This is a genomic window from Acinetobacter sp. SwsAc4 (assembly GCF_013391535.1).
In the GTDB taxonomy this organism is placed as follows: Bacteria; Pseudomonadota; Gammaproteobacteria; order Pseudomonadales; family Moraxellaceae; genus Acinetobacter.
Window position 1 is genome coordinate 44,346 of record NZ_JACAXC010000013.1, and the last position, 26,115, is coordinate 70,460.

The 26,115-nt window shown below is 39.6% G+C and carries 21 protein-coding genes and 1 pseudogene; 13 read left to right on the plus strand and 9 right to left on the minus strand.

All coding sequences use genetic code 11. From position 1 onward, the window contains the following. Nucleotides 1-4: 4 nt before the first annotated feature. The 5 genes from HYG88_RS08255 to HYG88_RS08275 all read left to right on the plus strand — a co-directional run bounded on the left by HYG88_RS08255 (nucleotide 5) and on the right by HYG88_RS08275 (nucleotide 3,458). Nucleotides 5-337, plus strand: coding sequence for a hypothetical protein (locus tag HYG88_RS08255; RefSeq protein WP_023187998.1), 333 nt, complete (start codon nucleotides 5-7; stop codon nucleotides 335-337). 40 nt (nucleotides 338-377) lie between these two features. Continuing rightward, entirely contained in the window at nucleotides 378-1,091 is a 714-nt protein-coding gene (locus HYG88_RS08260) for a HupE/UreJ family protein (RefSeq protein ID WP_023270952.1), read from the plus strand. A 10-nt stretch (nucleotides 1,092-1,101) separates the two neighbouring features. Next, complete coding sequence (locus HYG88_RS08265) at nucleotides 1,102-1,791, plus strand: hypothetical protein (protein WP_023187996.1); 690 nt, start codon at nucleotides 1,102-1,104, stop codon at nucleotides 1,789-1,791. 76 nt (nucleotides 1,792-1,867) lie between these two features. Continuing rightward, nucleotides 1,868-3,175 carry an MFS transporter gene (locus HYG88_RS08270; protein ID WP_023187995.1) on the plus strand — a complete coding sequence of 436 codons (1,308 nt, stop codon included), beginning with the start codon at nucleotides 1,868-1,870 and terminating at the stop codon, nucleotides 3,173-3,175. Nucleotides 3,176-3,269: 94 nt separating this feature from the next. Further along, the gene (locus HYG88_RS08275; RefSeq protein WP_023187994.1) at nucleotides 3,270-3,458 is read left to right on the plus strand and encodes a heavy-metal-associated domain-containing protein; all 189 of its coding nucleotides are present in this window, start codon (nucleotides 3,270-3,272) and stop codon (nucleotides 3,456-3,458) included. A 64-nt stretch (nucleotides 3,459-3,522) separates the two neighbouring features. On the opposite strand, the gene HYG88_RS08280 is transcribed toward HYG88_RS08275, so the two are convergent. Further along, a complete protein-coding gene (locus tag HYG88_RS08280) occupies nucleotides 3,523-4,395 on the minus strand; it encodes a DMT family transporter (RefSeq protein ID WP_023187993.1) in 873 nt (290 codons plus the stop codon). Nucleotides 4,396-4,420: 25 nt separating this feature from the next. Continuing rightward, nucleotides 4,421-5,011: a pyridoxamine 5'-phosphate oxidase family protein gene (locus HYG88_RS08285; RefSeq protein WP_023187992.1), complete on the minus strand. Its 591-nt coding sequence runs from the start codon at nucleotides 5,009-5,011 to the stop codon at nucleotides 4,421-4,423. 167 nt (nucleotides 5,012-5,178) lie between these two features. Here HYG88_RS08285 and HYG88_RS08290 point away from each other — a divergent pair. Next, nucleotides 5,179-6,051: pseudogene (locus tag HYG88_RS08290) on the plus strand (LysR substrate-binding domain-containing protein). Between the two features lie 55 nt (nucleotides 6,052-6,106). On the opposite strand, the gene HYG88_RS08295 reads toward HYG88_RS08290, so the two are convergent. The 3 genes from HYG88_RS08295 to HYG88_RS08305 form a co-directional block, all read right to left on the minus strand. Then, nucleotides 6,107-7,699 (minus strand): hypothetical protein, encoded by a 1,593-nt coding sequence (locus HYG88_RS08295; RefSeq protein ID WP_023187991.1) that lies wholly within the window; start codon nucleotides 7,697-7,699, stop codon nucleotides 6,107-6,109. 133 nt (nucleotides 7,700-7,832) lie between these two features. Further along, a complete protein-coding gene (cueR, locus tag HYG88_RS08300) occupies nucleotides 7,833-8,291 on the minus strand; it encodes a Cu(I)-responsive transcriptional regulator (protein WP_023187990.1) in 459 nt (152 codons plus the stop codon). Between the two features lie 10 nt (nucleotides 8,292-8,301). Further along, complete coding sequence (locus tag HYG88_RS08305) at nucleotides 8,302-10,788, minus strand: heavy metal translocating P-type ATPase (RefSeq protein ID WP_023187989.1); 2,487 nt, start codon at nucleotides 10,786-10,788, stop codon at nucleotides 8,302-8,304. Between the two features lie 120 nt (nucleotides 10,789-10,908). Here HYG88_RS08305 and HYG88_RS08310 point away from each other — a divergent pair, with 120 nt between their 5' ends. Further along, complete coding sequence (locus HYG88_RS08310) at nucleotides 10,909-11,223, plus strand: helix-turn-helix transcriptional regulator (RefSeq protein ID WP_023187988.1); 315 nt, start codon at nucleotides 10,909-10,911, stop codon at nucleotides 11,221-11,223. Nucleotides 11,224-11,447: 224 nt separating this feature from the next. On the opposite strand, the gene HYG88_RS08315 is transcribed toward HYG88_RS08310, so the two are convergent. Further along, nucleotides 11,448-13,136, minus strand: a complete 1,689-nt coding sequence (locus HYG88_RS08315) for a hypothetical protein (RefSeq protein ID WP_023187987.1) — start codon at nucleotides 13,134-13,136, stop codon at nucleotides 11,448-11,450. Nucleotides 13,137-13,176: 40 nt separating this feature from the next. Beyond that, on the minus strand, nucleotides 13,177-14,202 hold the full coding sequence (locus HYG88_RS08320) for a cation diffusion facilitator family transporter (RefSeq protein ID WP_130576038.1): 1,026 nt from the start codon (nucleotides 14,200-14,202) through the stop codon (nucleotides 13,177-13,179). 450 nt (nucleotides 14,203-14,652) lie between these two features. On the opposite strand from HYG88_RS08320, the gene HYG88_RS08325 reads away from it, so the two are divergent. The 6 genes from HYG88_RS08325 to HYG88_RS08350 all read left to right on the plus strand — a co-directional run bounded on the left by HYG88_RS08325 (nucleotide 14,653) and on the right by HYG88_RS08350 (nucleotide 22,598). Then, nucleotides 14,653-15,834 carry an efflux RND transporter periplasmic adaptor subunit gene (locus tag HYG88_RS08325; protein ID WP_023187985.1) on the plus strand — a complete coding sequence of 394 codons (1,182 nt, stop codon included), beginning with the start codon at nucleotides 14,653-14,655 and terminating at the stop codon, nucleotides 15,832-15,834. A 3-nt stretch (nucleotides 15,835-15,837) separates the two neighbouring features. Continuing rightward, nucleotides 15,838-19,002 (plus strand): efflux RND transporter permease subunit, encoded by a 3,165-nt coding sequence (locus HYG88_RS08330; protein WP_008942230.1) that lies wholly within the window; start codon nucleotides 15,838-15,840, stop codon nucleotides 19,000-19,002. Beyond that, nucleotides 18,999-20,480 (plus strand): efflux transporter outer membrane subunit, encoded by a 1,482-nt coding sequence (locus HYG88_RS08335; protein ID WP_008942231.1) that lies wholly within the window; start codon nucleotides 18,999-19,001, stop codon nucleotides 20,478-20,480. Before HYG88_RS08330 ends, HYG88_RS08335 begins: the two co-directional genes overlap by 4 nt. Nucleotides 20,481-20,556: 76 nt before the next feature. After that, nucleotides 20,557-20,940: a hypothetical protein gene (locus tag HYG88_RS08340; RefSeq protein WP_008942232.1), complete on the plus strand. Its 384-nt coding sequence runs from the start codon at nucleotides 20,557-20,559 to the stop codon at nucleotides 20,938-20,940. A gap of 10 nt (nucleotides 20,941-20,950) precedes the next feature. Continuing rightward, complete coding sequence (locus tag HYG88_RS08345; RefSeq protein ID WP_017396455.1) at nucleotides 20,951-21,490, plus strand: nuclear transport factor 2 family protein; 540 nt, start codon at nucleotides 20,951-20,953, stop codon at nucleotides 21,488-21,490. 16 nt (nucleotides 21,491-21,506) lie between these two features. Further along, nucleotides 21,507-22,598 carry a cation diffusion facilitator family transporter gene (locus HYG88_RS08350; RefSeq protein WP_008942234.1) on the plus strand — a complete coding sequence of 364 codons (1,092 nt, stop codon included), beginning with the start codon at nucleotides 21,507-21,509 and terminating at the stop codon, nucleotides 22,596-22,598. 185 nt (nucleotides 22,599-22,783) lie between these two features. Here the strand turns inward: HYG88_RS08350 and HYG88_RS08355 are convergent, their stop codons facing one another. Then, the gene (locus HYG88_RS08355) at nucleotides 22,784-24,676 is read right to left on the minus strand and encodes a hypothetical protein (protein WP_057066693.1); all 1,893 of its coding nucleotides are present in this window, start codon (nucleotides 24,674-24,676) and stop codon (nucleotides 22,784-22,786) included. Between the two features lie 44 nt (nucleotides 24,677-24,720). Next, a complete protein-coding gene (locus HYG88_RS08360) occupies nucleotides 24,721-26,115 on the minus strand; it encodes a dsDNA nuclease domain-containing protein (RefSeq protein WP_023187982.1) in 1,395 nt (464 codons plus the stop codon).

A 26,115-nucleotide genomic window follows, 5' to 3' on the forward strand; every position in this document is an offset into this window, starting at 1 on the left:
TGAAATGATAGGCATGGTGCAAGATAAAAAGTTTAAAGGAACAATGATGTGGCTTGTCTGCATCCTTAGTCTTGCATTGTGCCTGCATTCTAATACACATGTAACTGAAATCAGTTCATTTCAGAACGCACCTTATGCAGAAACACATCCACATGAAGTGAATCAACCGCATATACATAGCCACCAAGATACTTATCATGAACATTTTGTTGGTTATGATGTTGGTCAAAATATTAGTTTTATTGTACTGATTTTCAATTCTCAAATTATTGACAGAATCAAACACTATACCCTTTTAGTGATGAGTCGCATTTTTAAACCGCCAAAAAATGAATGAATTATCAATTCATCATTTAATTTTTTGGAGTTTAATTTATATGACAAGTTCTTTCTTGCAGTGGGTGAAATCAAGAAGCCGCTTAAAACTGATAGTAGTATTAAGCCTATTCTTGTTTAGCCCAATGTTATTTGCGCATGGTGTTTCGGAAGGTGACAAAGGTTACATTCAGGAAATCTACGGTGTCCATATCATCCCATTTATCTATTTGGGAGCGAAACATATGCTCACGGGATACGACCACCTATTGTTTCTCGTTGGCATTATTTTCTTCCTATATCGAATAAAAGATATAGGCTTATATGTCAGCCTTTTTGCCATTGGTCACTCAATCACCATGCTGATTGGTGTGTACTACAACATCTCAATGAATGCCTACATTATTGATGCAATCATTGGTTTCTCTATTGTTTATAAAGCCTTAGATAATTTGGGTGCTTATCAAAGATGGTTTGGGTATCAACCCAATACCAAAATTGCAACCTTAATTTTTGGTCTGATACATGGTTTTGGTTTAGCCGTCAAAATTCAGGAATATGAAGTCCCTAAAGATGGCCTATTGGCAAATTTAATTTCATTTAATGTCGGTGTTGAACTCGGTCAGCTCATGGCACTGTGCATCATTTTGCTATTTATGACCATGTGGCGAAAAACCCCTTACTTCTTTAAAACAGCTTATCAAAGTAATGTCTTTTTGATGTTTCTTGGTTTTTTATTGGTCGGCTATCAGCTTACTGGCTTTATCACACAATAAGGATTGAATTATGTACAACACTGAAATTCCAAAAAATATTCAACTTCCATCTTCCAAAAAGTTGATTAAATCAACAGTAATTGCAGCCATAAGTGCGGTAGTTGTATTAGTGACATGTGTGATGCCCGCTGAATATGGTATCGACCCAACAGGTATAGGAAAAGCCATTGGTTTGGTTGAGATGGGAGAAATTAAACAGTCTTTAGCCAAAGAAGCTGAACAGGGATTGGGCGAAAACACTGGCGGTTTTGCAGAAGAGTTTGATATTTCTGGACAAGATACTAGTGTTTCAGAGGCAACCCAAGCTCTAGGACAAACAGAAGCAAATACAAAGGTTTCAAATGAAAGTGAACCAGCCAAAATGATACCTGCTGTGACCAAAGAATCTATTTCGATTGACCTCAAGGCTGGTCAGGCAACAGAAGTGAAACTGGCAATGCCTAAAGGTGCAAGTGTTAATTTCGACTGGAAAACATCAGGTGGTGGTTTGAATTTTGATACACATGGAGACCCAGTGAATGCCCCGAAAGATTTTTATCATGGTTATGGCAAAGGTCGAAATGAAACTCAGCAATCAGGGACTTTAACGGCTGCATTTGACGGTAAACATGGTTGGTTCTGGCGAAACCGTAACAAAGAATCTGTCACAGTAACTTTAACAGTTGAAGGACAGTTTAGTGAAATAAAACGGATTTTTTAATCTATTTAAGGACATTTAAGGGCAATGCTCTTAAGTGTCCTATGGATAAAGCAGGTGAACTAGGAGAGCCGATAAAATGTTTACAGTATTAAAAAACACAACATATAGACATCTATTTCTTGCACAAGTGATTGCATTAATTGGTACTGGCTTAATTACGATTGCATTGGCTTTACTTGCGTATGATATGGCTGGCGAAAAAGCGGCACAGGTTCTCGGTATTGCACTGGCAATTAAAATGATTGCTTATATTGCCGTCGCACCTGTTGCCTCAGCTTTTGCAGAACGTTTACCCCGAAAAAAGGTTTTGGTTGGATTAGATATTATTCGGGCATTAACAGCACTTTGCTTACCATTTGTAACCCAAATCTGGCAGATTTACCTGTTAATTTTTATTTTACAATCCGCATCAGCAGCATTTACCCCTACATTTCAGGCAACGATTCCAGATGTATTGCCTGATGAAAAAGATTATACCAACGCCTTATCATTGTCCCGTCTAGCTTATGATTTAGAAAATATAATTAGCCCGATGTTAGCAGGGCTGTTATTGACAGTTATTAGTTATAACAATTTATTCTTAGGTACAGTCATTGGCTTCATTGGTTCAGCATTATTTGTTGTCAGTGCAAAACTACCTGTAGCAAAAATTCCTGAATTTAAAGGTATATATAGTCGAATCAAACAGGGGGCAAAAATATATTTTAATACTCCACGATTGAAAGCCTTACTTGCATTAAATCTAGCCATTGCTTCGGCAAGTGCTGTAGTTATTGTCAATACAGTGGTACTGGTTCAATCAACCTTTAAACTGACAGAACATGCAACAACTTGGGCGTTTGGTCTATTTGGTCTTGGTTCTATGCTTTCAGCATTTATATTGCCTAAAGTTCTTGATAAATTTAATGATAGAACCGTGATGTTAACAGGTACAACCATACTGACCATTGGCTTGTTCTCTGGCTATTTTATTCATTCCTATGCTTGGTTATTGGCATTGTGGTTTATTTTAGGTGTGGGCTATTCAGTGGCTCAAACACCAACAGGGCGATTAATTCGTAAATCAGCATCCAGTGAAAATAGAACAGCTTTATTTGCAGCACAATTTGCGTTTTCTCATGCGTGCTGGTTGATTACTTATCCATTAGTTGGGTGGTTGAGTACCAATGTGGGAACATTACAGACTTTTATACCTATGGCAGTAATTGCCGTTATTTCACTCATACTTGCGATGCGTGTATGGTCAGCTCAGGACGAAATGTATTTGGCTCATAATCATGATGATTTACCACCAGAACATGAGCATTTGCAACAACATCTGGTCAATGGAATCCATATTCATGAATATGTAATTGATGATTACCACCAGAAATGGCCAAAATAACTACTTTTTACTTAATTAAATTTTAGTAAGACTTGACCTTACAATTATGGCAAGGTTTATATTAAATAAATCTTGAATAATAGTGGAGATAAATATGGAATTTCATGTTGAAGGTATGACCTGTGGCGGTTGTGCCCGTGGTGTCACCAGAGCAATTCAAGCAGTTGATGCTAATGCAAAGGTAATTACTGATCCTCCAAATCGCAGTGTGAAAGTTGAAACAACTGCAACTCAGCAACAAGTGGTTGAGGCTTTAACAGAGGCTGGTTTTCCTCCTCGCTAAGAGTGAACAAAATAATAAAGCGACTCAAAGTAGTCGCTTTTTATTTCCAATAAAAAGCTAAAACTTAAGTATTTTTGGGAAGTTGAATTAACACCACCCCTCCAAGAATCAAAACTAATGCCAATAATTCAATTACTCCTATACTTTCTCCAATCATAGCGCCAATGATAACAGCCACAATTGGGGCAATATATGTAGCCCCAGCAGCTTTTACTGGTCCAAGCTTTTGAATGATGTAGTAATAAATGAAGAAAGCACCTCCCGTTCCCAACATCCCTAGGCCAATAATCACCCCCCATAGTGTATGGATGTCCGATGTAATCGCAGTAATATGGTCAAAGTCTGTTAGAAGCAACAATGTAAGTGTTGCGATGCCTGACTGCCATGTTGCTAATGCCACTGGAGGTAAGTTTAAGGGAGAAAGAAAATATCGGGCATAAACAAAAGAACATCCAACACTGAGTGTTCCAACAATCATCCATACGATACCCATCAAAGGGATCTCCTGTGTGCTTTCCCATGGTCTGGCACTTAAGATGATGCCTAGGAATCCTAGTATAATTCCAAGGGTCATCCGCTTTGTAGGTTGTTCCTCACGAAGAAATATGATGGAAGCCAAGAACGTAAAAATGGGAATAGAGCCACTAAGCAGTCCAGCGATACTGGTGGGAAGAAGAGCTGTTCCAGCGACAAACCCATAATAATAGAGTGTCGTTGCCAATACTGACATCACGGTGAAATGAGGGAGATAACGTAATTGCTGGCGATTGATTGCCCTTGTATAAATAGCAATCACTAAAAGAGGAAGAAATCCAAATAGGACTCGCAGGAATACGGTTTGTGAGGGGGAAATAAGGATAGTGGCCCATTTCATATAGATAAAATTTGTTCCCCAAATGATTCCAAGTAGAACTAGTGCGACATAAGCGCGAAGCATCTTATCTGTATCCTATTGAGTCAGTTTAGGGGTTAATCCAATGGCTATTCATCAAATTTCCATCGTTGTCATAAGTGAAATATGCACGCTGGTTGTTTTGGTGCTGCAATTGAAACCAGTCTAAAATCTCAATCTGGACAGAAATAACACCAAAACATGAATATCCATCTTGTCTTTCATCACTGTCTGTTTCTAGAAGTGAGTGGCAACCAGTGGTAAAAGCACACTCATCTCCTGGTGGTCCACCCGTATAGGTTCTCTGTGTCCATATACTCAATGATTGCCATGCCTGTTGAGCAACTTCAGTACCAGAAGCATGAAGTGTGGCAATACCTTTTAGGCGAAGCTGCAAACGCGTCTTTGAGCAAAACCCCAGAATGGTCGTAGATGGGTTTGCCAAGAGTTCATTCCATTTTGGACTGCGAATATCGGTATGGATCTCAAGAATACGTTTTAATTGATTTACATGTCTTAGCACGACCATTCTGGCCTGTGGCGTATCCTCTTTATCTACCGAGCATAGATTGATATAGCGGAAACCTGATTCAGGGGTGATAGTTGCCAATTCAAGTTCTTTCCAGGCCAAAGTATTAATTTGAATAAGATCATTTGCCATAACAGACACCTCAGTCAGGATAATTTTCCAGTCCTATACTTTATTTTCTAAAGGAAGACTCAGCATAAAAATTGCTTTTATTAGGACATTATTTCAACTAGTTGAATGACTTGCACACGATTAATAAACGCATTAGAGTGTAGAAAAACTACTGTCTATTTGGTTCTATGTTATCTCGTCGGAAACTCCCATCTTTAAATGCTTTGCGTGCTTTTGAATCGGCAGGACGGAAGTTGAGTTTCCGTGCTGCTGCGGATGAACTGGGAGTTACCCAAGGTGCGATTGCTCAGCAGGTCCGGGCATTGGAGGAACATCTGGGGGTTACACTATTTCAGCGTCTTCCAAGAGGACTGGCTTTGACTCCAGAGGGAGCTAATTACTTGGTCAATATGACTCATGCCTTTGATATTCTTACAGAATAAACGGAATCGATTTTGGATCAACCTGATAGCGTAACCATTAGTGTAACTCCGACGATTGCTGCCAAGTTGTTGATCCCTCTTTTAGGTAAACTACATACATCATTGCCTGATATCAAGCTGCATACATTAGCTACTGAAGCTGTATCAGATTTTGATCGGGATCAGGTTGATATTGCTGTACGCCTTACTAAAAAGTCATTTCCAGAGAATTTGGAAGCGCAGTTATTGTTCCGTCAGGAACTGATTGTTGTGGCAAGTCCTTTTCTTGTCCAAGATTTAACTCTTCCTTTAAAGCCTGAACAATTAATATCAATGCCACTTCTACATGATGCTCACGATAACTGGCCCAAGTTCCTAAATACAAATGTTAAGTTATCTGGACTTGTTTTTAGTCAAACCACTCTGGCATTAGACGCTGCTTTGTCAGGGCAAGGCATTGCGTTAGCATGCCGAGCCTTTGTAGATGAAGAGATTAAATCAGGAAAACTGGTACAGGTTGTTTCGGAAATAATGACCATTGAACCAAGTTATTATCTTGTACGGAAAAAATCCTCACACTCTAATACTACTGTGAACAAGATTTGGCAGTGGTGTATAGAATATCTTGGTACTAATTAAAAAACTCTTTAAGTAATTGACTTATATATTCTTACTTTATTGGTTATATATGTGGTCATATAGACATAACCTCTTTTTCATTTGCAGGTGTTATTGGAGTTAATGTGGTCATCCTTTTATATCGACCAAGATGGTGTTTGTTATCTGCTTTGATTTTGTAAGTATAATTTTTCTTGGATTTAGTATTATTAATTACAGATAAATTTGGATTAGTGAATGTATGTCTTATAAAAACATCTTTCTTTATATTCTCTTTGAATACATTGTCGAGCTCTATAATTATATTCTGTTGGATAATAATCTCACTACTTCCCATAAAGGTGCTGATAGATAGTAGAGAGTCCCTAATCAAGGTAAAAGTACAAGAAAATTTATTATTGATCTGAACTGCTTTTATTGCCTTGGCAGTTTCAAAAACATCGCGGTATTCTTCAATACTAAACGTAATGTCACTTTTGAATGGTAATTCGATATGAAGAACATTACAAATGAGTCTGCAATAATAAGTATATGATAGTAAAGGTAATAGTCTGGAAAAATAAGTTTTTCCAATTGAGGTGCTTGAAGAGAATACTTCTAAACCATCTATATATATGATTGCTTTGAATTCTTTACTATTTGACAATGATTTATAAAATTTAAAAATTTGATCAAAGTAAGGTAATTTAGATAAGTTTTTGTTATCCCATAACTGGAAGTTTAAATCCAGATTAAAACCATCCTTTATAGGTTGTCCAGAATATGGAATTTTATTGATTTTAAAACTTAGAAGATGATTATATTTCATGGAGGAAAAGGAAAAGGTTTCTTTTCCTAATATCAATTCATCTTCAAAACTCATAAGCGTTTCACCCTCTTCATCCTGTATCTCAACAATGGCAGTTCTTTTATTATTGGGCTCAATAATCAGGATGCCATCCTTTAGGTTCTGGGGAAATATTGAGTCTAGCCCTAATGAGTTGGTGGTTACCTTGGCAATATCACATGAGAGAGTTTGGCCATGATCTATTAAGTCCGAAAATTTTTCATTATATTCAGATGGATCAATAGGAATAAAGTTGATGATAACAGGATCATCTGTATCTTCTTTAACATTGATCTCAAAGTGGTTAGAACCATTGATAAAAGAGTATTCCACATCTAGCCGTGGGTCTAATTTATGAATATATGATTTTACAGCTCTTGCTACTTCTGAGATGGAAGTCTGCATTCGATCAGATAGGTTTACTCCTATACCTTGTAATAAGGTACGATGAACTTTGTAGTCTGCCTCATTCTGCGTATAAAGCCTTGAGTTTGAATTAATTTTTATTCTATGTTCTGCTTCTTTCTTCCAATGGTGCAATAAAGGGGCTGGATAAGCCTCTGGTTCCCTATCTATTTTTATAGAGCAATGTGCACAAAGCCAAATTGCATTATTGATGTCTTTTCTTTCTTCAGTTGTCATCTCTGCCTTATAGCGAGGACCACCGATAGATGCAGCACAAATATGTGCTGCTACACCTGTATCAATTACTTTTGTTGGATCAGTCGCTTGAGGCTCCACTGTTAGAACATAGCATTCAGGGTTTGAACAACAGTTTGATACTCTGCGACGTAGTGCATCAATTGTTCTTTGGGTGAAATTATCTCTTGTTCTTTTTGACATATATATTCATAAATGTAGTTAATTAATTAGATTTTGAAGAACTGATATTAGAAGTCAATAAGCTATATTGATTTATAAGAATTTTTATAGGTATGGCATAGGAGGTTATATTAATATAACCTCCCATTATTTGTCATTTCTTTCGGGTTAAAGGTGAAACGGAAAGCAGGTCATTATGATGGTGAACGTCCTTTATATCATTGTGGGGCTCTTGCAAACCTTCAAGAATCGGACAATCAGGTCTATTATCACCAGCACAGCAGTCGATTAAGTCCTTGAGAGTATTCGCCATTTGCTGTAGGTCATTGATACGTTCTTCCAGCTTTTCAATATGACCCTGAGCCAGGCGTTTGACATCAGCACTCTGTCTACTGCGGTTATTCCATAAATCGAGTAGGTCTGATATTTCCGCTACTGAAAAACCGAGTTCACGACTTCGTTTGATAAACTTTAAACGTTCAACATCATTTACTGAGTAAGAGCGATATCCTGCATTATTACGTCCAGCAGCGGGAATCAGGCCAATCTGCTCGTAATAACGAATCATCTTGGCGGTAACTCCTGAAGCTTTAGAGACTTTACCAATGTTCATCATATCCTCCTTAGCCTTGACTGACGGATGGTGACTGGAATCGACGTAAACGTAATGCATTACCGAGTACAAATACACTGGACAAAGCCATTGCACCTGCTGCAAAGATTGGGGACATCAGTATTCCATAGGCTGGGTACAATATACCAGCAGCAACAGGAATCAACATGGTGTTATAGGCAAATGCCCAGAATAAGTTCTGATGAATATTACCAATCGTTGCTTTGGACAAGGCAATCGCATTGGCAACACCTTGTAAGTTCCCTGACATTAACACGACATCGGCAGATTCAATTGCAACATCTGTACCTGTACCAATCGCAAGTCCCACATCAGCTTCAGCCAAAGCTGGCGCATCGTTAATACCATCACCCACAAAAGCGATATGGCCATATTTTGCTTTCAGCTCTTTAACCGCACTAACTTTACCCTCTGGTAAAACTTCAGCAATCACTTCATCAATACCCAATTGTTTGGCAATCGCTTGAGCAGTACGAACATTGTCACCAGTAACCATTGCCACCTTAAGCCCTAATTGGTGTAGAGCCTTAATCGCTGCTGGCGTTGTGGATTTGATTGGGTCGGCAACTGCAATAATTCCTGCTAGTTCGCCATCGACAGCAACATAAAGAGGGGATTTACCCTCATCACCAAGACGCTGAGCTGTAACAGCAAATGGAGCAACATCAATACCAAGTTGAACCATATAACGGTCTGCACCAATATTGATTTTTTCATTACCATTGATGGTTGCATAGACACCCATACCAGTGACTGAATCAAAGGTATCGACTTTAGGTAGAGCTAGGTTTTCACTTTTTGCCGCATCAACAATTGCTTTAGCAATCGGATGTTCAGAACGGGATTCGACAGCCGCAACCATGCCTAGAACATAATCACGCTCAAACAATTGGGTTACTTCAAAGTCAGTCAGCACAGGATGACCCTCTGTCAACGTCCCTGTTTTATCAACTGCAACAACTTTAGCATCTTTTAATAGTTGTAAGGCTTCACCTTTACGGAACAACACTCCTAACTCTGCACCACGACCTGTACCCACCATAATTGAGGTTGGTGTCGCTAATCCCATTGCACACGGGCAGGCAATGATCAGCACTGCCACAGCATTAACCAACGCAAAGGTTAAGGCTGGTGATGGACCAAAAATAAGCCAGACTAGGAATGTAAGTACTGCGGCAATCATCACCGCAGGGACAAACCATAAGGTAACTTTATCCACCACAGCTTGAATCGGCATTTTAGAACCCTGTGCTTGCTCAACCAAACGAATGATTTGAGCCAGCATAGTTTCGCCACCCACCGCCACAGCGGTAAAGGTCAACGTGCCATTCTGGTTAATGGTGCCGCCTACCACATCACTGCCGATGCCTTTCTCAACAGGGATTGGTTCACCCGTAATCATGGATTCATCAACAAAACTTTTTCCATCAGTGACTTGACCATCGACAGGGATTCTTTCACCTGGTTTCACAATGATAATGTCATCTGCAACCACTTGGTCTAGTGCAATATCTACCATTTGGCCATCGCGTAAAACATGGGCAGTTTTGGCCTGTAAGCTGACTAAACGCTGGATTGCTTCAGATGTTCGCCCTTTGGCTTTTGCTTCAAGAAAACGACCCAGTAAGATTAATGCCACAATCACCGCAGCAGCTTCGTAATATACATTTACCGTTCCTGTGGGAAGGATGTTGGGTATGAATGTGGCAACAATAGAAAATAGGTAAGCTGCTAATGTACCAACCGCAACCAGCGAGTTCATATCAGGTGCTAAACGGAGTAATGCAGGCAAACCTTTTAGATAGAATCTTCGTCCTGGAATAACTAAAACCAACGTGGTCAGGATGAATTGTAAATACCAGCTATTCTGCATCCCAATAGTTTGATCAATCAGTTGATGAACACCAGGGATAAGGTGAGATCCCATTTCCAAAATAAATACAGGCAAAGCCAATAGGGTTGCAAGAATCAAATCACGCTTAAGTTCAGCACGTTCTTGATCTTTTTTCTCAAGCAGCTCTGTCTGGTCAGGAATAGAAGCTTGAATTTCTGTGGCATCGTAACCAGCTTTATCAATTGCGGTAATCAAGTCATCGACATTTGCTGAACCACTGACCGTTGCACGCTCAGTCGCAAGATTGACATTGGCCTCTTTTACACCTGCAACGGCTTTAAGGGCTTTTTCGACACGACCTACACAACTAGCACAGGTCATGCCTTTAATTGATAATTCAATATTATTTGCGGGCACGTCATAACCTGATTGTTCAATGGCATGAACCAGTACCTGACGATCCACAGGCTGATCAAGTACAATATCTGCACGTTCTGTCGCTAGATTGACCGAGGCAGACTGTACACCATCAACTTTTTTGAGTGCTGTTTCAACACGCCCAACACAGCTGGCACATGTCATCCCTTCAATTTTTAATGTAACTTTCATATTATTAGAAAGCTTATCTGTTGCCTTTCCCATAAGATATACCTATAGTGCTTACCCAATTATTAAGAGCATAAACCTTGCCATTATGGGAAGGTCAAGGGTAGAATATGTAAACATATATATTTTCTAAATAATAGGAATTTAAGTATTAGTATGAATTTTAATAATCACCCGATACCATTATCTCAAGATGAGATTATGTCTTTAGCTGAAACATTTCGGCTATTAGGTGATGCTTCACGACTTAAAATTCTACTTTTTTGTATGCGGGGGCCTAGTTCAGTAGGTGAAATCAGTGATGCTCTTGATTTATCCCAATCTTTAGTCAGTCATAATCTTCGTTTATTGCGTTCAGCTCGTTTAGTCAAAGGCGAAAGACAATCTAAACAAGTATTTTATGAGATTGATGATTTACATGTTAGTCAGGTTTTATTAGATATGGCAAGTCATATTAGTGAGGAGCACTAATTTATAGTAGTACGTAATGTATTGCAAAAATATCTAAATTAAATAACTTTAAGGGGAAAGAGGGTTATAGGAATTCTTTATTTTTATTACTCTAAACAAGAAATATATCATGCATTTATTTAAGTTATCAGTATCATCTACAAAAAGTTAAGATCAAGGGCATATAATTAAGAAATGTCTAGCTATATGCCTTGATATCTATTTGAGGAAAGTGCTATCTGTTTTTAACAGCAACTTGTAGTGTTATCTTCAAATGCACTTAATCGGCAGAAACAGGATGCTTCAATATTAATATCAGCCGAGGCAAGTGCTATATCACGTTGCAGCGAAATATCTCGAGCTTCTTTCTCTAGACCTAGTTTTGCTAAACACTCATAAAGTCCATGAAGACTCCATACATTGTTAGGGCGAATTCGGCGACGTCCAAGGTCACCTTCTAGCCCCAGTTCAATCCGATATTCTTGGGCTGCTACTTCAAAGTTTCCTTGTTCCATATTAAGTGCGCAGAATGCATGCCGAACTGGTTGTAACCAAGCTGGAGGATCACAATAAGGAAGAGCATCTTCTAATTTAATGCCTTCTCGCAAGATTGCGAATGCTTCTTTCGTATTACCTTTACGATACTCAATTTCGCCATGAATCATTTTGGCAGCAATTTTTAAAGCTTCGACCTCTTTAACAGGTATAGAGTTAAAGCGCTCTTCTGATACATTAGCTACTGCTTTTATAAAAGACTCTCTTTCTTTTTCGGCCTCTTTAACTCTTCTTAATGAAGCAAATGCTATGCCTTTTGCGTAGTGAATCATTGCGGTTGTGGAACTATATAGACCTTTATCTTTAGGTAGCTCAAGTTTCAGAATATCTTCCCACATGCCAAATCTAATCATAACATGTGGTAGTGTTGTGCAATGGCTTTCAGTTAAATTAGCCATTGGCGGTGTAGTGATATGTAGTACTTCGGGTGTTAAAATGTCATTGATACGATGAGCCATAAATAACGCTTCCTGTGATTTACCTGCCATCATTGCACCATAAGCACCTACCATTAAATTATGAACGCGATACAAGATATTCCAACCACCTGGATTCTTTTCTCTAGAAAAATATCTTTCATCGGCTGCGATTGCATCAAGATTAGAATAAACCACTCGACGCCAATCTCCGCATGCATTATCAATATGTGTGGACATATGGGCTAAATGTGACCCATCAGGTGATAAATTACGAAGGTTATCAGCAGCTGGCAATGCAACTTCAGGATAAGGTGACATTTCCATTAAATGTATATAGAGATGATTAATTACAGGATGACGATTTGCCCCAGGTTTAGTGAAAGCAACTTCAAGCACGTTTCTAGCTTCAACTGTACCTAAACCTATGGCTTCACCGGTATCTAAATCCCACAATTTACGAGGGCTCAAGCACATGAGTGCATCTGCAAACATTGCAGCTGCATCAAGATCATTAGAATATTTTTCATAAAATGATCTCATAGCTTGAGCATATGCAAAATTCAGCTCATGAAAGTCTTGTTCATCTATAGTCACGTGTTTTGGAAAGCGTGGAGCAAGGGCATCAATTAAATCTTTCTCAAATTGTGTCGCATTATGAGTCGCTGCTAACTTTGCTTGTTCCATAATTTCATTAATATATGGAATGGTATTCTGTAAGTCTGAAGGATCAAATAAATGCCAAGCTTTATTGTAATTTGGACCAGATGCAAAGGCGATGCCCCAATAAGCCATTGCGCATTTTGCATCATGTTCTAGAGCTTTCTTAAAACAATTTATGGCTTCACTCGGATTGAAACAATATGTCCATAATAAGCCACGATCAAACCAAAGTTGAGTATCAGGAGATGACGTAGTTATTTGACGCTGGTAATCTCCTAAATTGTAGTATTTATCAGACATTAAAGTCTCCTCATCAGTGAATAACAATAAAGATTTAAGGTTAGTGATTATGTCCAGCGTGTGGATCAATTTGAGTTGGGTTTTCTAAGCTACAAGTACTATTGCCTTGCCAATCAATGGCTATAGTTGGATGTTCAATAGAAAATTTGGATTTTAGCTCATTCTCAATGTTGAGAGTTAATGTCGCGAGGTCAACTCCATCTTTGGGTTTGACATGCAACGTTGCCATAGATCTACCTGATGTAATCATCCAAATATGTATATGGGTAATTTTTTCAATACCACTTACATTTTTCAAAAGATATTCAGTGATCTCTTGGGCATTAGCATTCTCAGGAGCACCCTCAAGTAAAATATGAAGAGTACGTTTAAATAAAGACCATGCGCTGCGTAGTACAAGTAAAGAAACTAGAACAGATAAAATTGGATCGATAGGAGTCCAGCCTGTGTACCAAATCACTATGGCAGCAATAATTGCTCCAACAGAGCCGAGTAAATCGCCCATTACATGGAGAATAGCTCCTTTAACATTGACATGTTCTGTATCGCCTCTTGTTAAGTACCATAAAACAAATAAGTTAACGAGCATACCTATAATAGCAACGATAAACATCGGTCCTGCCATGACAGGTTGAGGTGATTGAAAGCGTTCAATAGCCTCATAAATAATCCATCCAACGATTGCGAATAATGTAAGAGAATTCATTAAGCCAGCAATAACTTCGAATCGCATGTATCCAAATGTTTTTGAATTATCTGCAATGCGGCGACCGAAACGAAAGGCAGCATAAGCTAAACCTAAGGCAACGGCATCTGTAAGCATATGCCCTGCATCAGCCAGAAGTGCGAGTGAACCAGAGATGATTCCTCCAGTGGCTTCTACAAGCATGAACCCGAAAATGATAAAAAACGAAATCAGAATTTTTCTTTCGTTTCCGTTACTCACATCAGGAACATGTGAATGATCATGACCTTCATGCGAATGATCATGACCTTCATGCGAATGATCATGACCTTCATGCGAATGATCATGACATTTATGATTGTGATCGCGTTGATTACTCATGTATAAAAACCTAACATGTATATATTTTTACATATGAATATATGTTCATATGTAAAAATTGTCAAATTTAATTTATTAATTTTAATATAATCAATGGCATGTGCCATTTTTGAGCTAATAGGGAATCAAATTTTCTAAAGTAATACTGTTTTTACTTATTCTAAGAGAAATTTCTACTTAGGATAAAATGAATAATTTGACAGTCTAATACTGGAGGGATATTGCATGAATTTAATTTCCATAGACGGAGGTATGTTTTATAAAGCTGAAAAAACGGACTATTAAACTTATAGAAATTCACTTTTTAATAATTCATATAAATATATGTTCATTTGTATAATCTATTCAGATCACCCTATTGACCTTCCAATTATTGGAAACATTAGCATGTGTGCAACTGCTACAGAAACCTATCCAGAGTGATGTAGCTTTGCATAAAAGGTGAATATCATGAAAAAACGAATGACAGCGGTTGCTGTAGCAGTAGTGATTGCTATCTCAGGTGGTCTGCTGTACACAGCAAAAAATATATCGGATCAACCCAAGCAACAAGCTAGTTCAGCTCAAATGCCTATTCCTCAGGTTCCAGTTGCGGAAGTAATTACACAAGAACTTAATCCAACTGCCGAATATACAGGCTACTTATCGGCACCACAAAGCGTTGAAATCAAGTCCCGAGTCGGTGGTGTCATTAATAGTGTTAGTGTTCCTGAGGGCAGTTATGTTCGTAAGGGACAGGTATTATTTAAAATTGATCCTGCACCTTTTCAGGTTGCTCTGAAGACAGCCCAGGCACGACTGAAAGCAGCAGAGGTTCAGTATAGCCAGGCTGTTCTGGATTTTAACCGGGCAAATAAACTGGTCGAAAGTGGTGCCGTCTCCAATAAGGTTTATGACGATGCACTGGCAACCAAAAATAACCGTCAGGCTCAAGTACAGGAGGCTCAGGCAGCCGTCAGTGCAGCGAAGCTGGATTTATCTTATACCAATATTACAGCACCGATTTCAGGACGTATTGACCGTGTTCTTGTCACCAGTGGTAACTTGATTGCAGGTGGAAATACAGGCAATGCCACAGCCTTAACCACCATCGTTTCAGTCAATCCGCTGTATGTTTATTTTGACCTTGATGAAAAAACCTTTCTCAATCTAAAGGGACAAAATAAATCTGGACAATTCAACTTGCCAATCGAAATGGGATTGGCAAATACAGAAACTTATCCTTATACAGGGAAATTAAACTTTGTAAGTACTCAAATTGACCAGCGTACAGGGACGCTACGGGTTAGGGCATCTATTACCAATGATTCAGGTGAATTAGCACCAGGTATGTTTGCCAGAGTTAAGCTGACCACTGGAAATAAACAGTCCACCATTCTGATAGATGATCAGGCGGTGGGTACAGATCAGGGCAATAATTTTGTTCTGGTTCTTGGTTCGAATAATACGGTTGAATTTAGGCCTGTAACACTTGGCTCGGTCGTTGATGGATTGCGGATTATTAGCAGTGGTCTGCAAACTGGCGATAAAGTCATTATTAAAGGGCTGGTTCGCCCAGGAATGCAGGTCAAGCCAAATATCGTTCCAATGCAAACGCCTACTCCGACTGAAAGTGCCGCACAGGGGAAATAAGCCATGAAGAATTTCCCTCATTTCTTTGTTAATCGGCCAATATTTGCGGTCGTGATCTCTGTGCTGATCGTCATTCTCGGTGCTTTATCACTGTTTAAACTGCCATTGAGTGAATATCCAGCCATTACACCACCGACTGTACAGGTCATGGCAAGTTATCCTGGTGCCAACCCCAAAATCATTGCCGAGACGGTTTCCTCCCCTCTGGAACAAGCCGTGAACGGTGTTGAGAACATGTTGTATATGAGTTCTCAAACCGCAGCCGATGGCAAGATGGTACTGACCGTCACCTTTAAACAGGGTACAGACCCTGATAAAGCACAGATACAGGTACAAAACAGGGTTTCTCGTGCATTGCCACGCTTACCTGAAGAAGTTCAACGCATTGGTGTGGTCACTGAAAAAACCTCACCCGATATTCTCATGGTCATCAATTTGGTGTCATCCAACAAGAATCATGATCCACTATATTTGTCCAACTATGCACTGTTAAATGTGCGTGATGAGCTTGCACGTTTACCAGGTGTTGGAAATATCGAGATTGGTGGTGCTGGTGAATATTCGATGCGTGTCTGGATTGATCCTGAAAAAGTGGCTGCCCGTGGTTTAACCGCCAATGATGTGGTTGCAGCCATTCGTGAACAAAACATGCAGGTTGCTGCGGGTTCTGTTGGTCAACAACCAAATACAACATCGGCCTATCAAGTTACTGTTAATACGCTGGGACGTTTAACCACTGAAGAGCAATTCAGTGAAATCGTGGTTAAAGCTGGTGACACTGGACAAATCACACGCCTGAAAGATGTTGCACGAATTGAACTGGGTTCTGATGCTTATACCATGCGAGCTTTACTGGATGGTAAGCCAACATCTGCCTTACAAATCTTTATGACACCAGGTGCCAATGCACTCGATGTTTCAAGTGAAGTCCGTGAAACGATGGCAGAATTGAAGAAAAGCTTCCCTGACGGTGTGGATTATAAAATTCCTTATGATCCAAATATTTTCGTAAAAGCTTCTTTGAAATCAGTCATTACCACTCTGTTAGAAGCCATTGCACTGGTTGTGCTTGTTGTCATCCTGTTCCTGCAAACATGGCGTGCATCCATTATTCCTTTAATTGCCGTTCCCGTTTCACTGATTGGTACGTTTGCAATTATGTATTATTTCGGCTTCTCCCTAAATACATTGACCTTATTTGGACTGGTACTGTCGATTGGTATTGTGGTCGATGATGCAATTGTGGTGGTGGAGAACGTAGAACGGCATATTGCATTAGGCGAATCACCAAAAGAAGCTGCCCGTAAGGCAATGTCTGAGGTGACAGGGCCAATTATCGCGATTACTGCGGTTTTATCTGCTGTATTTATTCCATCGGCATTTCTTACAGGATTGCAGGGTGAGTTCTATCGCCAATTTGCCTTGACCATTGCGATTTCAACCATCTTATCTGCAATCAACTCTTTAACACTTTCACCAGCTTTAGCAGGTATCTTGCTTAAACCACATCAAGCTGGAAATAAAAAACGTGATTTAACCGAACGCTTATTTGGTTGGTTCTTTAGAGGATTCAATCGGTTCTTTGATAAGGCATCGGACAAATATGTAGGTGCAGTCCGCAAGGGGGTACGTTTAAGTGCCATCATGCTGATTTTGTATGTAGGTTTTCTTGGCCTAACTTGGTTAGGTTTTAACAAAGTGCCGCAAGGCTTTGTTCCTGCACAGGACAAGTATTATCTAGTTGGTATCGCCCAGTTACCTACAGGCGCATCTTTAGACCGCACAGAAGCTGTAGTTAAACAGATGACGGAAATTGCACTGAATGAACCTGGTGTGGAAAGCGTCATGGCATTCCCAGGCTTTACACCAAGTGGTCCAGTCAATGTACCAAACTCTGCCTTGATGTTTGCCATGCTTGATCCATTTGAGGCTCGTCAGGACCCCTCATTATCAGCAGGAGCAATTGCTGGAAAATTAATGGGTAAATTCAGTCAGATTCCTGACGGATTTGCGGGCATCTTTCCACCACCACCAGTACCTGGCTTAGGTTCTATGGGCGGATTCAAGCTACAAATTGAAGATCGGGCTGGTTTAGGCTTTGAAACACTGGCACGTGTACAGGGCGAGATTATGGCGAAAGCCTCTCAGACGCCTGAACTTGTCGGTATGCTTGCGAGTTTCCAGGCAAATGCTCCACAGATTGAAGTTGATATTGACCGTGTAAAAGCGAAGTCACAAGGTGTACCACTGACCGATATTTTTGAAACACTACAAATCAATCTGGGGTCAATCTATATCAATGACTTTAATCGGTTTGGTCGTACTTATCGTGTAATTGCTCAGGCAGATTCCCCATTCCGTATGCAACCAGAGAACATTAATCTGTTAAAGGTGAGAAATGCAGCGGGAGACATGATTCCGCTTTCGACCTTTGTCACGATTAAGCGTAGTTCTGGCCCTGATCGTGTTATGCACTATAACAGTTTCCCATCAGCCGATATTAGTGGTAACGCTGCATCAGGTTATTCATCTGGTCAGGCAACTGCCGCAATTGAAAAAATTGTGCAGGAAACATTGCCACAAGGTATGACCTATGAATGGACCGATCTGGTCTATCAGGAAAAGAATACAGGCAATACTGCGGTCATGGTTTTTGCTCTAGCAATTATTTTGGCGTTCCTTTTCCTTGCAGCTCAATACAACAGTTGGTCAATGCCTTTTGCAGTATTACTTATTGCACCAATGGCCTTGTTATCTGCGATTGTAGGTGTTTGGGTAACTGGTAGTGATAACAACATCTTTACCCAGATTGGCTTTGTTGTTCTGGTGGGACTTGCTGCAAAAAATGCCATCTTAATTGTGGAGTTTGCCCGAGCCAAAGAGGATGAGGGTTTGAATCCTTTTGATGCAGTACTTGAAGCAGCCCGATTAAGATTACGCCCGATTCTAATGACCTCAATTGCATTTATTGCTGGTGTGATACCACTGGTATTAGCCACAGGTGCTGGTGCAGAAATGCGTCATGCCATGGGTATCGCTGTTTTCTCTGGAATGCTGGGCGTGACAATCTTTGGTTTGCTGTTTACACCCATTTTCTATGTCGTCATTCGTAATTTTATTCTGCGTAGAGAACAGGCCAAAGCACTGGTACAGGAGGGTTCAAAATGAAAAATTTAACACTTCATTTAAACCGATACACCTTCCTCAAGAAAATGAGTGTACTAACCACTGCCACTATTCTTGCAGGATGTTCAATGGCACCCATATATGAGCGACCTGTCTCTCCTGTGTCGGAACACTATCCAACAGGAGAGGCTTATCCAGGGCTGCAAGTGAACAATGGAAAGCAAACAGTCGCAGCCGATATTGGCTGGCGTGACTTTTATACCGATCCTGTCTTACTCCAACTCATCGATCATGCATTGAAAAACAATCATGATTTTAAGGTGACAGCTTTAAATGTTGAGGCGATAGAAGCACAGTATCGTATTCGTCGTGCTGACCGTTTACCGCATGTGGGTGTTACCGCAGAGTCAGCCAGTCAGCGTTTACCGTCTGATCTTGCTTATAACCCCCGCATGTATCAGGTTGGTGTTACTTCGGTCGCATGGGAAGTCGATTTATGGGGCCGAGTACGCAGTCTGAGTGATCAGGCTTTACAGAACTATTTGGCTTCTAAAGAGGTCCAGACAGCATCACAGTTAAGTCTGGTATCCGCAGTTGCTAATGCTTATCTGGTCTATAAGGCCGATCAGGAAACGTTAGGTTTAACCAAGGCGACTTTGGCGACACAGCAGAAATCCTATGACTTGACCAGGAAACTTGTTGATGTTGGTAATGCAACCCGATTTGATTTACGTCAAGCTGAAATAGGACTGCGCACCGCACAAACCAATTATGCAAAATTCTTGCGTATTACTGCACAGGATCGTAATGCTCTGGTGTTACTTCTGGGTTCACCATTAACACAGGAATTGGCGGCCCAATTGGACCAGTCCCCCAAAATTCCTGATCAGGTTGTTATGCAGGATATACCAGTTGGTTTGCCATCGGATCTACTTCAACGTCGTCCAGACATTCGTGCCGCAGAACATAAGCTTCAGGCTGCGAATGCAAACATTGGAGCAGCCCGTGCAGCATTTTTTCCATCCATTACCCTAACGGGTTCGGCGGGTACGGCAAGTTCCAGTCTGGATAATCTATTTAATGCAGGTACAGGTGCATGGAGTTTTATGCCCAAGATTAACTTGCCCATATTTAATGCAGGTTTAAATCAGGCAAATCTGGATCGCTCACACATCATGAAGCAGATTGAAGTCATCAACTATGACAAATCTATTCAAACAGCTTTTCGTGAAGTTGCTGATGGGCTGGCTGGCAAGTCCACACTAGATGAACAGATCAAATCGCAGCAGCAAATGATTGCGGCCAGCCAGGATGCCCATAAGTTGGCAACCTTACGTTTTGATGCTGGTGAAGATAATTATCTCGCAGTCCTCGACTCACAACGAACTCTGTATGCATCTCAGCAGGCACTTATACAGACCCGCCTGGAACGCCTGAATAATCAGGTCAACCTCTACAAGGCATTAGGTGGAGGCTGGAATGAACATACCGTACAGATTGAACGTAAATCTTTGAAATAGCACATCGATGGAATTCATCTTTTGATGGAAAGAGATGAATTCCTGACAAGATGAAACAGAATATGAGGTCATATAAATGAAATTTATTATCCATGATATAGAAAACTTCCCATTTGTTGAGTTTAAGCAAGATCAGGCAGTTCCAGGTTATTCACCTCAATGGCAGTTGGAAATGCAGGAATTCTTGGAAATGAGCAGTCCGTTTGTGATTGTTTATGATCAATTATCAATGCAAGAAACACCTGAAGACTTTAAACAACGTGGTCTTTGGCTTAAAAACCATAAAGATGAACTTAATCAGTTATGTAAGGCAATTATCTGCATTGAACCTGATCAGGAAAAAAGAGTTGCCATCAGAAAGATGACGGAAATGGCTGTAAAGGCATTTGGCATTCCTTATGAAATCGTCAATACCAGGGAAGACGCCGAACGGATTGTGGATGAACTTATTCAAGTCTAAGGTGAATATGATGAACACTATTTATATCAATCAATTGAAGCAAGATGTTGATGGTCAAGGGAAAAAATCAAAGCCTTTTTTCATGACATTCTTACTCATTCTTATGACGTTAGGATTAGCTTCAATTTCGCATGCAAAAGCACCGATCAATACAGCTTTGGAAACCGTGGAGAGCTATCTTAATATCTGGAATGGTACGCAGCCAGATGACCTGACTAAAGTTCTTGACACGAATGTTGAGTATTTCAATACAAGTAATGAAGAAAACCGTAAAGGTACAGCATCTGTAATTGAGGTACCCAAGTTTTTATTAACAGTCATTCCTGATCGGAAGATGACGCTTACATCCCCGCCACTCATTGTTGGTGATAAGGTTGCTGTCGAATGGCAGCTTCAGGGAACCCTCAATAAAAAAGACCAGTCTGGTAAAAAAGACGCAAAAGTAATCACTTTTAAAGGTGCTTCATTTTTTGAGGTTAAAAATAATAAGATTATATACATCGGTGATTACTACAACAATCATCCATTGCGTAGTCAGTTAGAGCCATAATCAGGAGTGCTATAAAATGTCTTCGCACAACCATACACAAGATCACAAACATAACCACTCTGAACATGATCATAACCATGATCATTCTGGGCATAAGCATAGTCATGGTAACACCCATAAGCACAACCATGATCACTCAGGACACCATCATGGTCATGGTGGTCATGATCACGACCACGATCATGACCACAGCCATATCCCAAGTAATAAAAAAATTCTGACCATAAGCTTTTTACTGATTACCATTTTTATGGTAGTGGAATTTATAGGTGGTTTTATTACCAATAGTTTGGCCTTGATTTCAGATGCCGGTCACATGCTGAGTGACTCTGTTGCACTTGGTATTGCACTTGCAGCAGTCTTCATCGGTCAAAAACAGATTACCAAAAATAAAACATACGGCTATCAACGCTTTGAAATACTGGCTGCTGCATTGAATGGTATTACACTGGTTGGTATCGCACTGTATATCTTTATTGAGGCAATTCTACGGTTTCAGCAACCACAACATATTGAAGTACAAGGGATGTTGATCGTTGCTAGTATTGGATTGCTGATTAATATCATTGTTGCAGTAATGATTTTTAAAGGTAGTGATACCGAACACGACTTGAATATGCGAGGTGCTTACCTGCATGTACTCAGTGATTTGTTAGGTTCTATTGGCGCAATTGCTGCTGCGCTATGTATCTACTTCTTTGGATGGGCCTGGGCAGATACTTTAGCCAGTGTTCTAGTTGCAATACTTGTTCTTCGCAGTGGATATTCAGTTGTAGTAAAGGCTTCGCATGTTTTAATGCAGGGTACACCAGAAAAATTTGACTTGGCAGAAATCAAAGAAACCATTCTTCAAGACCAGCGAATTCAGGGTGTACATGATTTACATATATGGAGTCTGACAAGTAAACGTTATATTTTATCCTGCCATATTGTTGTGAGTGAAGAAATGAGTATGCAGGAAGTGCAGATACTCTTACATGATCTGGAGAATGTCATACAAAATCTAGGTATTGAGCATGTCACTATTCAGGCTGAAACATCACTCAACAATCACGATGATATTCATCATTGCATTATTGAAAATATACCAAAGGATTCAGAACACTGAGTTTAAAAAGGTTAAATATTCCTAATATAGGTGCTTATCTAATCACAAGTGGTACCCAAGTTTAATGGCACTTAAAAGTGCCATTAAACTATATATAATTCAATTTGATATGTAATAAAATTACCCATAGGAAAGAATTATGGACTAGGCTAAAAGAAGATGGTCACAATTGTAAGATTCGAATATTATTTTTCCTCCTTTTCCTCCTTTTCCTCCTTTTCCTCCTTTTCCTCCTTTTCCTCCTTTAACTTGATATTCGTGATTCCAATTTTTCTTAGAGCATTCAATAACGTTGATTCACCCTCTGACAAGCCAGCAGATTTTGAATGTCTAAAAACAAATAATTGAGTAACCAAATTGGAGCCTAGGAGAGTTGTCGTATAAGAGCCCTCTGACAAAGGCAGGCTCTCCATGAGCCCAGAAATATACTGCTCAAATTGTTCTGCGGTTCTTGACCTAAATATTAGACCAGCATGCCCACGCTCCTTGAGAACACTTTCCCCATCTACAGTTGAAACGTAAGTCGCTGGTTGTATATCGAAAAGATAAACTGGAGGGCAATTTACAAGAGATAATCGGATGACCAATGCTCCACGAAGTGCTGTTTTATTTGAGTTTGCATAACACCAATTTTTATAAGTTTGTTTTTCTCCATCTGTAATATCTTTATTATTTAATGTTTCTGAATTAACGAAAAAGGCCATGAGAGTGGGTTTATCGCGGTAATCAAACTCTTCCTCAAAAGTATAATAGTGGACTGCATTGACAATACTGGGATTTAACGAGCGAGCCTTTAAACATGCATTCCATAGGCCCATGATTCTTCCATGATCTGGAGCTTCAAACTCTGTATCTCCATTAGTGGTCGGGTTAATTTGGACATTTAGAACTTCCTTAGAGCTATCAGGTTCTCCTGTACCAACTGTATTGGTTTCTTTAGTATTTTTCTTTCTCTGTGGCTGGGTGATGGTTCTTTCATACTTTGTTTTACTTTTTTCCCCGATAGGGCCTGAACCTAACCATGTAAATTCATGACCTAAAATAACCGATTGTAATAATGGTTTGCGCCCTCCTTGATCTTCAGATACGTTAATCTGACCAGGACCTAGTTGCAACTGAGGAGGATTAGGTGAGTTGACATCTACAGGTTTCTTAATGCGGTGAATTACCTTTGGAACACGTCTGATAAGTGTTTGATCAGGTAGTTCTATTCCAAGGATTGTCAAGGCTAAAAAAGCATTGGTGTCAGGAATACAAAAACCTGAAACCCTAATTTTTCTCGTTTCCTTATGCCATGGCATTACTTTAGGGTATATATGGTTTCTTTGGATAAAATCATCATGTTTTGCAATACTGCTAAATAAGATTCTTACGGCATCTTGGGTATATTTGCTATATTTATAGTAGGCAATAAATACATGATCATCTGTTGTGAGGCTATCACCTATAAGGATCGTCCAGGTGTTTTCTTCTTCTGGATGAGGGGTGTAGAGCCGTTCATGTCTTTCGGTCTCATCATATGTTGTCAGAATTCTAGGAAGTTCTGTAGAGAGACCATATCCTCTCACCAGAAACTCAAAACAAGGTACGAGTAGTTCCTTATATTCCTGATCCGTTAAGGAGAAAGAAATGCAATTCTCACGTTGGCTTGGATTAATATAAAATTTATTCTTGTCTGAGAAGAAATGATCTATTCTCCCTGTCTTTTCGTCTCGCTTATATGCTTGAACATAGGTATGTGTAAAATCCGTATGGTCAATATCAAACTCCCTTATTTCAAAGGGAAGATAGTCAACTAATCGTTCATGGTGCCAAACTGTTCCAATAGGCCAAGACACCAAATCTGTTATATTTGCATCAATAAAAATAAAATTATCTGTGGGTGTGTAATCTTCCAGAAGTTCCCTAAAAGCCACATGAACTTTAGGTTGAGCATTTCTACGATCAGCTTTTGCTAACGCTCCATACCACCACACCATTAAGAACTTTTCAGCATTGGATTCAAGAACTTTGAATGCCGGTGATTTTGTTTTATCTGGAGAGTTATCAGTATTTTTTTCATTAGAATGATTGTTCATGGTCAACCTCTCTATTAGTAATATTATCGACTAGTCAATTCTTCTTATATGCTCAGCTCGGCCGTAGGGATATATTGCCCATCTACCCAATCGTAAAGCTGAATATCACAAACACCATTCAAACGATGTCCCAAGACCATTGCAAAAACTGAGGGTGCTTTAATAAAGAGGTGTAATTTAGATAACTTATTTTCAGATTTGAATGAAACTAAAGCGGATTTTGCCTCTCTCACAGCAAGATTTAGAGTTTCCATATTATCAATCGCATAAGAGCTTTCTAGATTCAGTCTAGGTAAGCTCTTTACTTCATTTATTGTAGAGTCAATGTCTTTACCTATAGCTGTAGGAAATCCGATAGTAACTATGGCTTCAGTTTCTCCCTGTAGCTCAACAGGGGCGATTTTATTAAAAAATTGTCCCTCTTTCTGTTTATGGTCATCAGTGCGATAAGCGAGGCCATTATGTTCTATTTCAAGTAGGAAATTACGTGTGGCACTAAATACATAGCCAAGCATACATGCGGTGGACATTCTTTGTTTACCGTCTATAAGGAGGGTTCTACGGTCACCACTGCTATGAATGAAATCCCCAATCGATACCGCTTTTTTGATTAGGTTGTTCCAGTCGCTGGAGGTTTTTTGGGCACGATCAGGACCATTGAAATCACGAATATCTAAGTTTAAGTCTTGGTACTGACTGGTTGAAGTAGAAAGGTTAATTTTGATAGGATCTGATAGCCATTGGCTTCTATCTTCTTCAAGAGCATGGCAAATAAAATTTTCAAAGTCTTTGCGATGTATTGGACCAAAAGAAGAACGAGAAATCAATTTTTTAAACTGATCTCTTAACTGTTTGGCTTTACGTGTAGTGAGTTCGATATTGGATAATTTCTCTTCTATTTCGCCTATAAATACAGAGTCGCTATCTTCAGCATTGAAAGACAGGAAATCAACATGGTCAAGTGCAAACTCAGCAAGTGAGGTTTCGAATCCCTTATCGCTACACCACTGAATAATATCCTGACGACTTTTTTGTAAAATCACAGAATCGGCACTGTATGAAGAGCCAACGCCTCTAATTCTCTCAATCTGGGCAAGAAATGGGTGAAGTGTAGAGGTATAGAGTGGGCATACTAAACTAAAGCGAGTATATTCACTTGATGGAATATCAAACGCCTCCTTGAAGCGCTTAATTTCTTTCCAGAAGTCTGTAGAAGTCAGCGAATGATTTTTAGCTTCATACATGACACGCTGGAAATCTTTCTCTGAAGAGAAGTAGCAAACCTCAACATCACCTATTGATTCACTCACAATGTGACTAAAAGCACTTTCAGATAGCCATAGTGGCAGGTTCTTTAATACAAAGGCATCCTGATAATCAAACCCTACTCGTGCAATTGCACCACCAGTTGATTGTTTTTCTAACAGACTTGCACTCAT

Coding starts and splice junctions, on each gene's coding strand:
- HYG88_RS08255 (WP_023187998.1), top strand. CDS start 5: ATGATAGGCATGGTGCAAGATAAAAAGTTTAAAGGAACAATGATGTGG.
- HYG88_RS08260 (WP_023270952.1), top strand. CDS start 378: ATGACAAGTTCTTTCTTGCAGTGGGTGAAATCAAGAAGCCGCTTAAAA.
- HYG88_RS08265 (WP_023187996.1), top strand. CDS start 1,102: ATGTACAACACTGAAATTCCAAAAAATATTCAACTTCCATCTTCCAAA.
- HYG88_RS08270 (WP_023187995.1), top strand. CDS start 1,868: ATGTTTACAGTATTAAAAAACACAACATATAGACATCTATTTCTTGCA.
- HYG88_RS08275 (WP_023187994.1), top strand. CDS start 3,270: ATGGAATTTCATGTTGAAGGTATGACCTGTGGCGGTTGTGCCCGTGGT.
- HYG88_RS08280 (WP_023187993.1), bottom strand. CDS start 4,395: ATGCTTCGCGCTTATGTCGCACTAGTTCTACTTGGAATCATTTGGGGA.
- HYG88_RS08285 (WP_023187992.1), bottom strand. CDS start 5,011: ATGGCAAATGATCTTATTCAAATTAATACTTTGGCCTGGAAAGAACTT.
- HYG88_RS08295 (WP_023187991.1), bottom strand. CDS start 7,699: ATGTCAAAAAGAACAAGAGATAATTTCACCCAAAGAACAATTGATGCA.
- cueR (WP_023187990.1), bottom strand. CDS start 8,291: ATGAACATTGGTAAAGTCTCTAAAGCTTCAGGAGTTACCGCCAAGATG.
- HYG88_RS08305 (WP_023187989.1), bottom strand. CDS start 10,788: ATGGGAAAGGCAACAGATAAGCTTTCTAATAATATGAAAGTTACATTA.
- HYG88_RS08310 (WP_023187988.1), top strand. CDS start 10,909: ATGAATTTTAATAATCACCCGATACCATTATCTCAAGATGAGATTATG.
- HYG88_RS08315 (WP_023187987.1), bottom strand. CDS start 13,136: ATGTCTGATAAATACTACAATTTAGGAGATTACCAGCGTCAAATAACT.
- HYG88_RS08320 (WP_130576038.1), bottom strand. CDS start 14,202: ATGAGTAATCAACGCGATCACAATCATAAATGTCATGATCATTCGCAT.
- HYG88_RS08325 (WP_023187985.1), top strand. CDS start 14,653: ATGAAAAAACGAATGACAGCGGTTGCTGTAGCAGTAGTGATTGCTATC.
- HYG88_RS08330 (WP_008942230.1), top strand. CDS start 15,838: ATGAAGAATTTCCCTCATTTCTTTGTTAATCGGCCAATATTTGCGGTC.
- HYG88_RS08335 (WP_008942231.1), top strand. CDS start 18,999: ATGAAAAATTTAACACTTCATTTAAACCGATACACCTTCCTCAAGAAA.
- HYG88_RS08340 (WP_008942232.1), top strand. CDS start 20,557: ATGAAATTTATTATCCATGATATAGAAAACTTCCCATTTGTTGAGTTT.
- HYG88_RS08345 (WP_017396455.1), top strand. CDS start 20,951: ATGAACACTATTTATATCAATCAATTGAAGCAAGATGTTGATGGTCAA.
- HYG88_RS08350 (WP_008942234.1), top strand. CDS start 21,507: ATGTCTTCGCACAACCATACACAAGATCACAAACATAACCACTCTGAA.
- HYG88_RS08355 (WP_057066693.1), bottom strand. CDS start 24,676: ATGAACAATCATTCTAATGAAAAAAATACTGATAACTCTCCAGATAAA.
- HYG88_RS08360 (WP_023187982.1), bottom strand. CDS start 26,115: ATGAGTGCAAGTCTGTTAGAAAAACAATCAACTGGTGGTGCAATTGCA.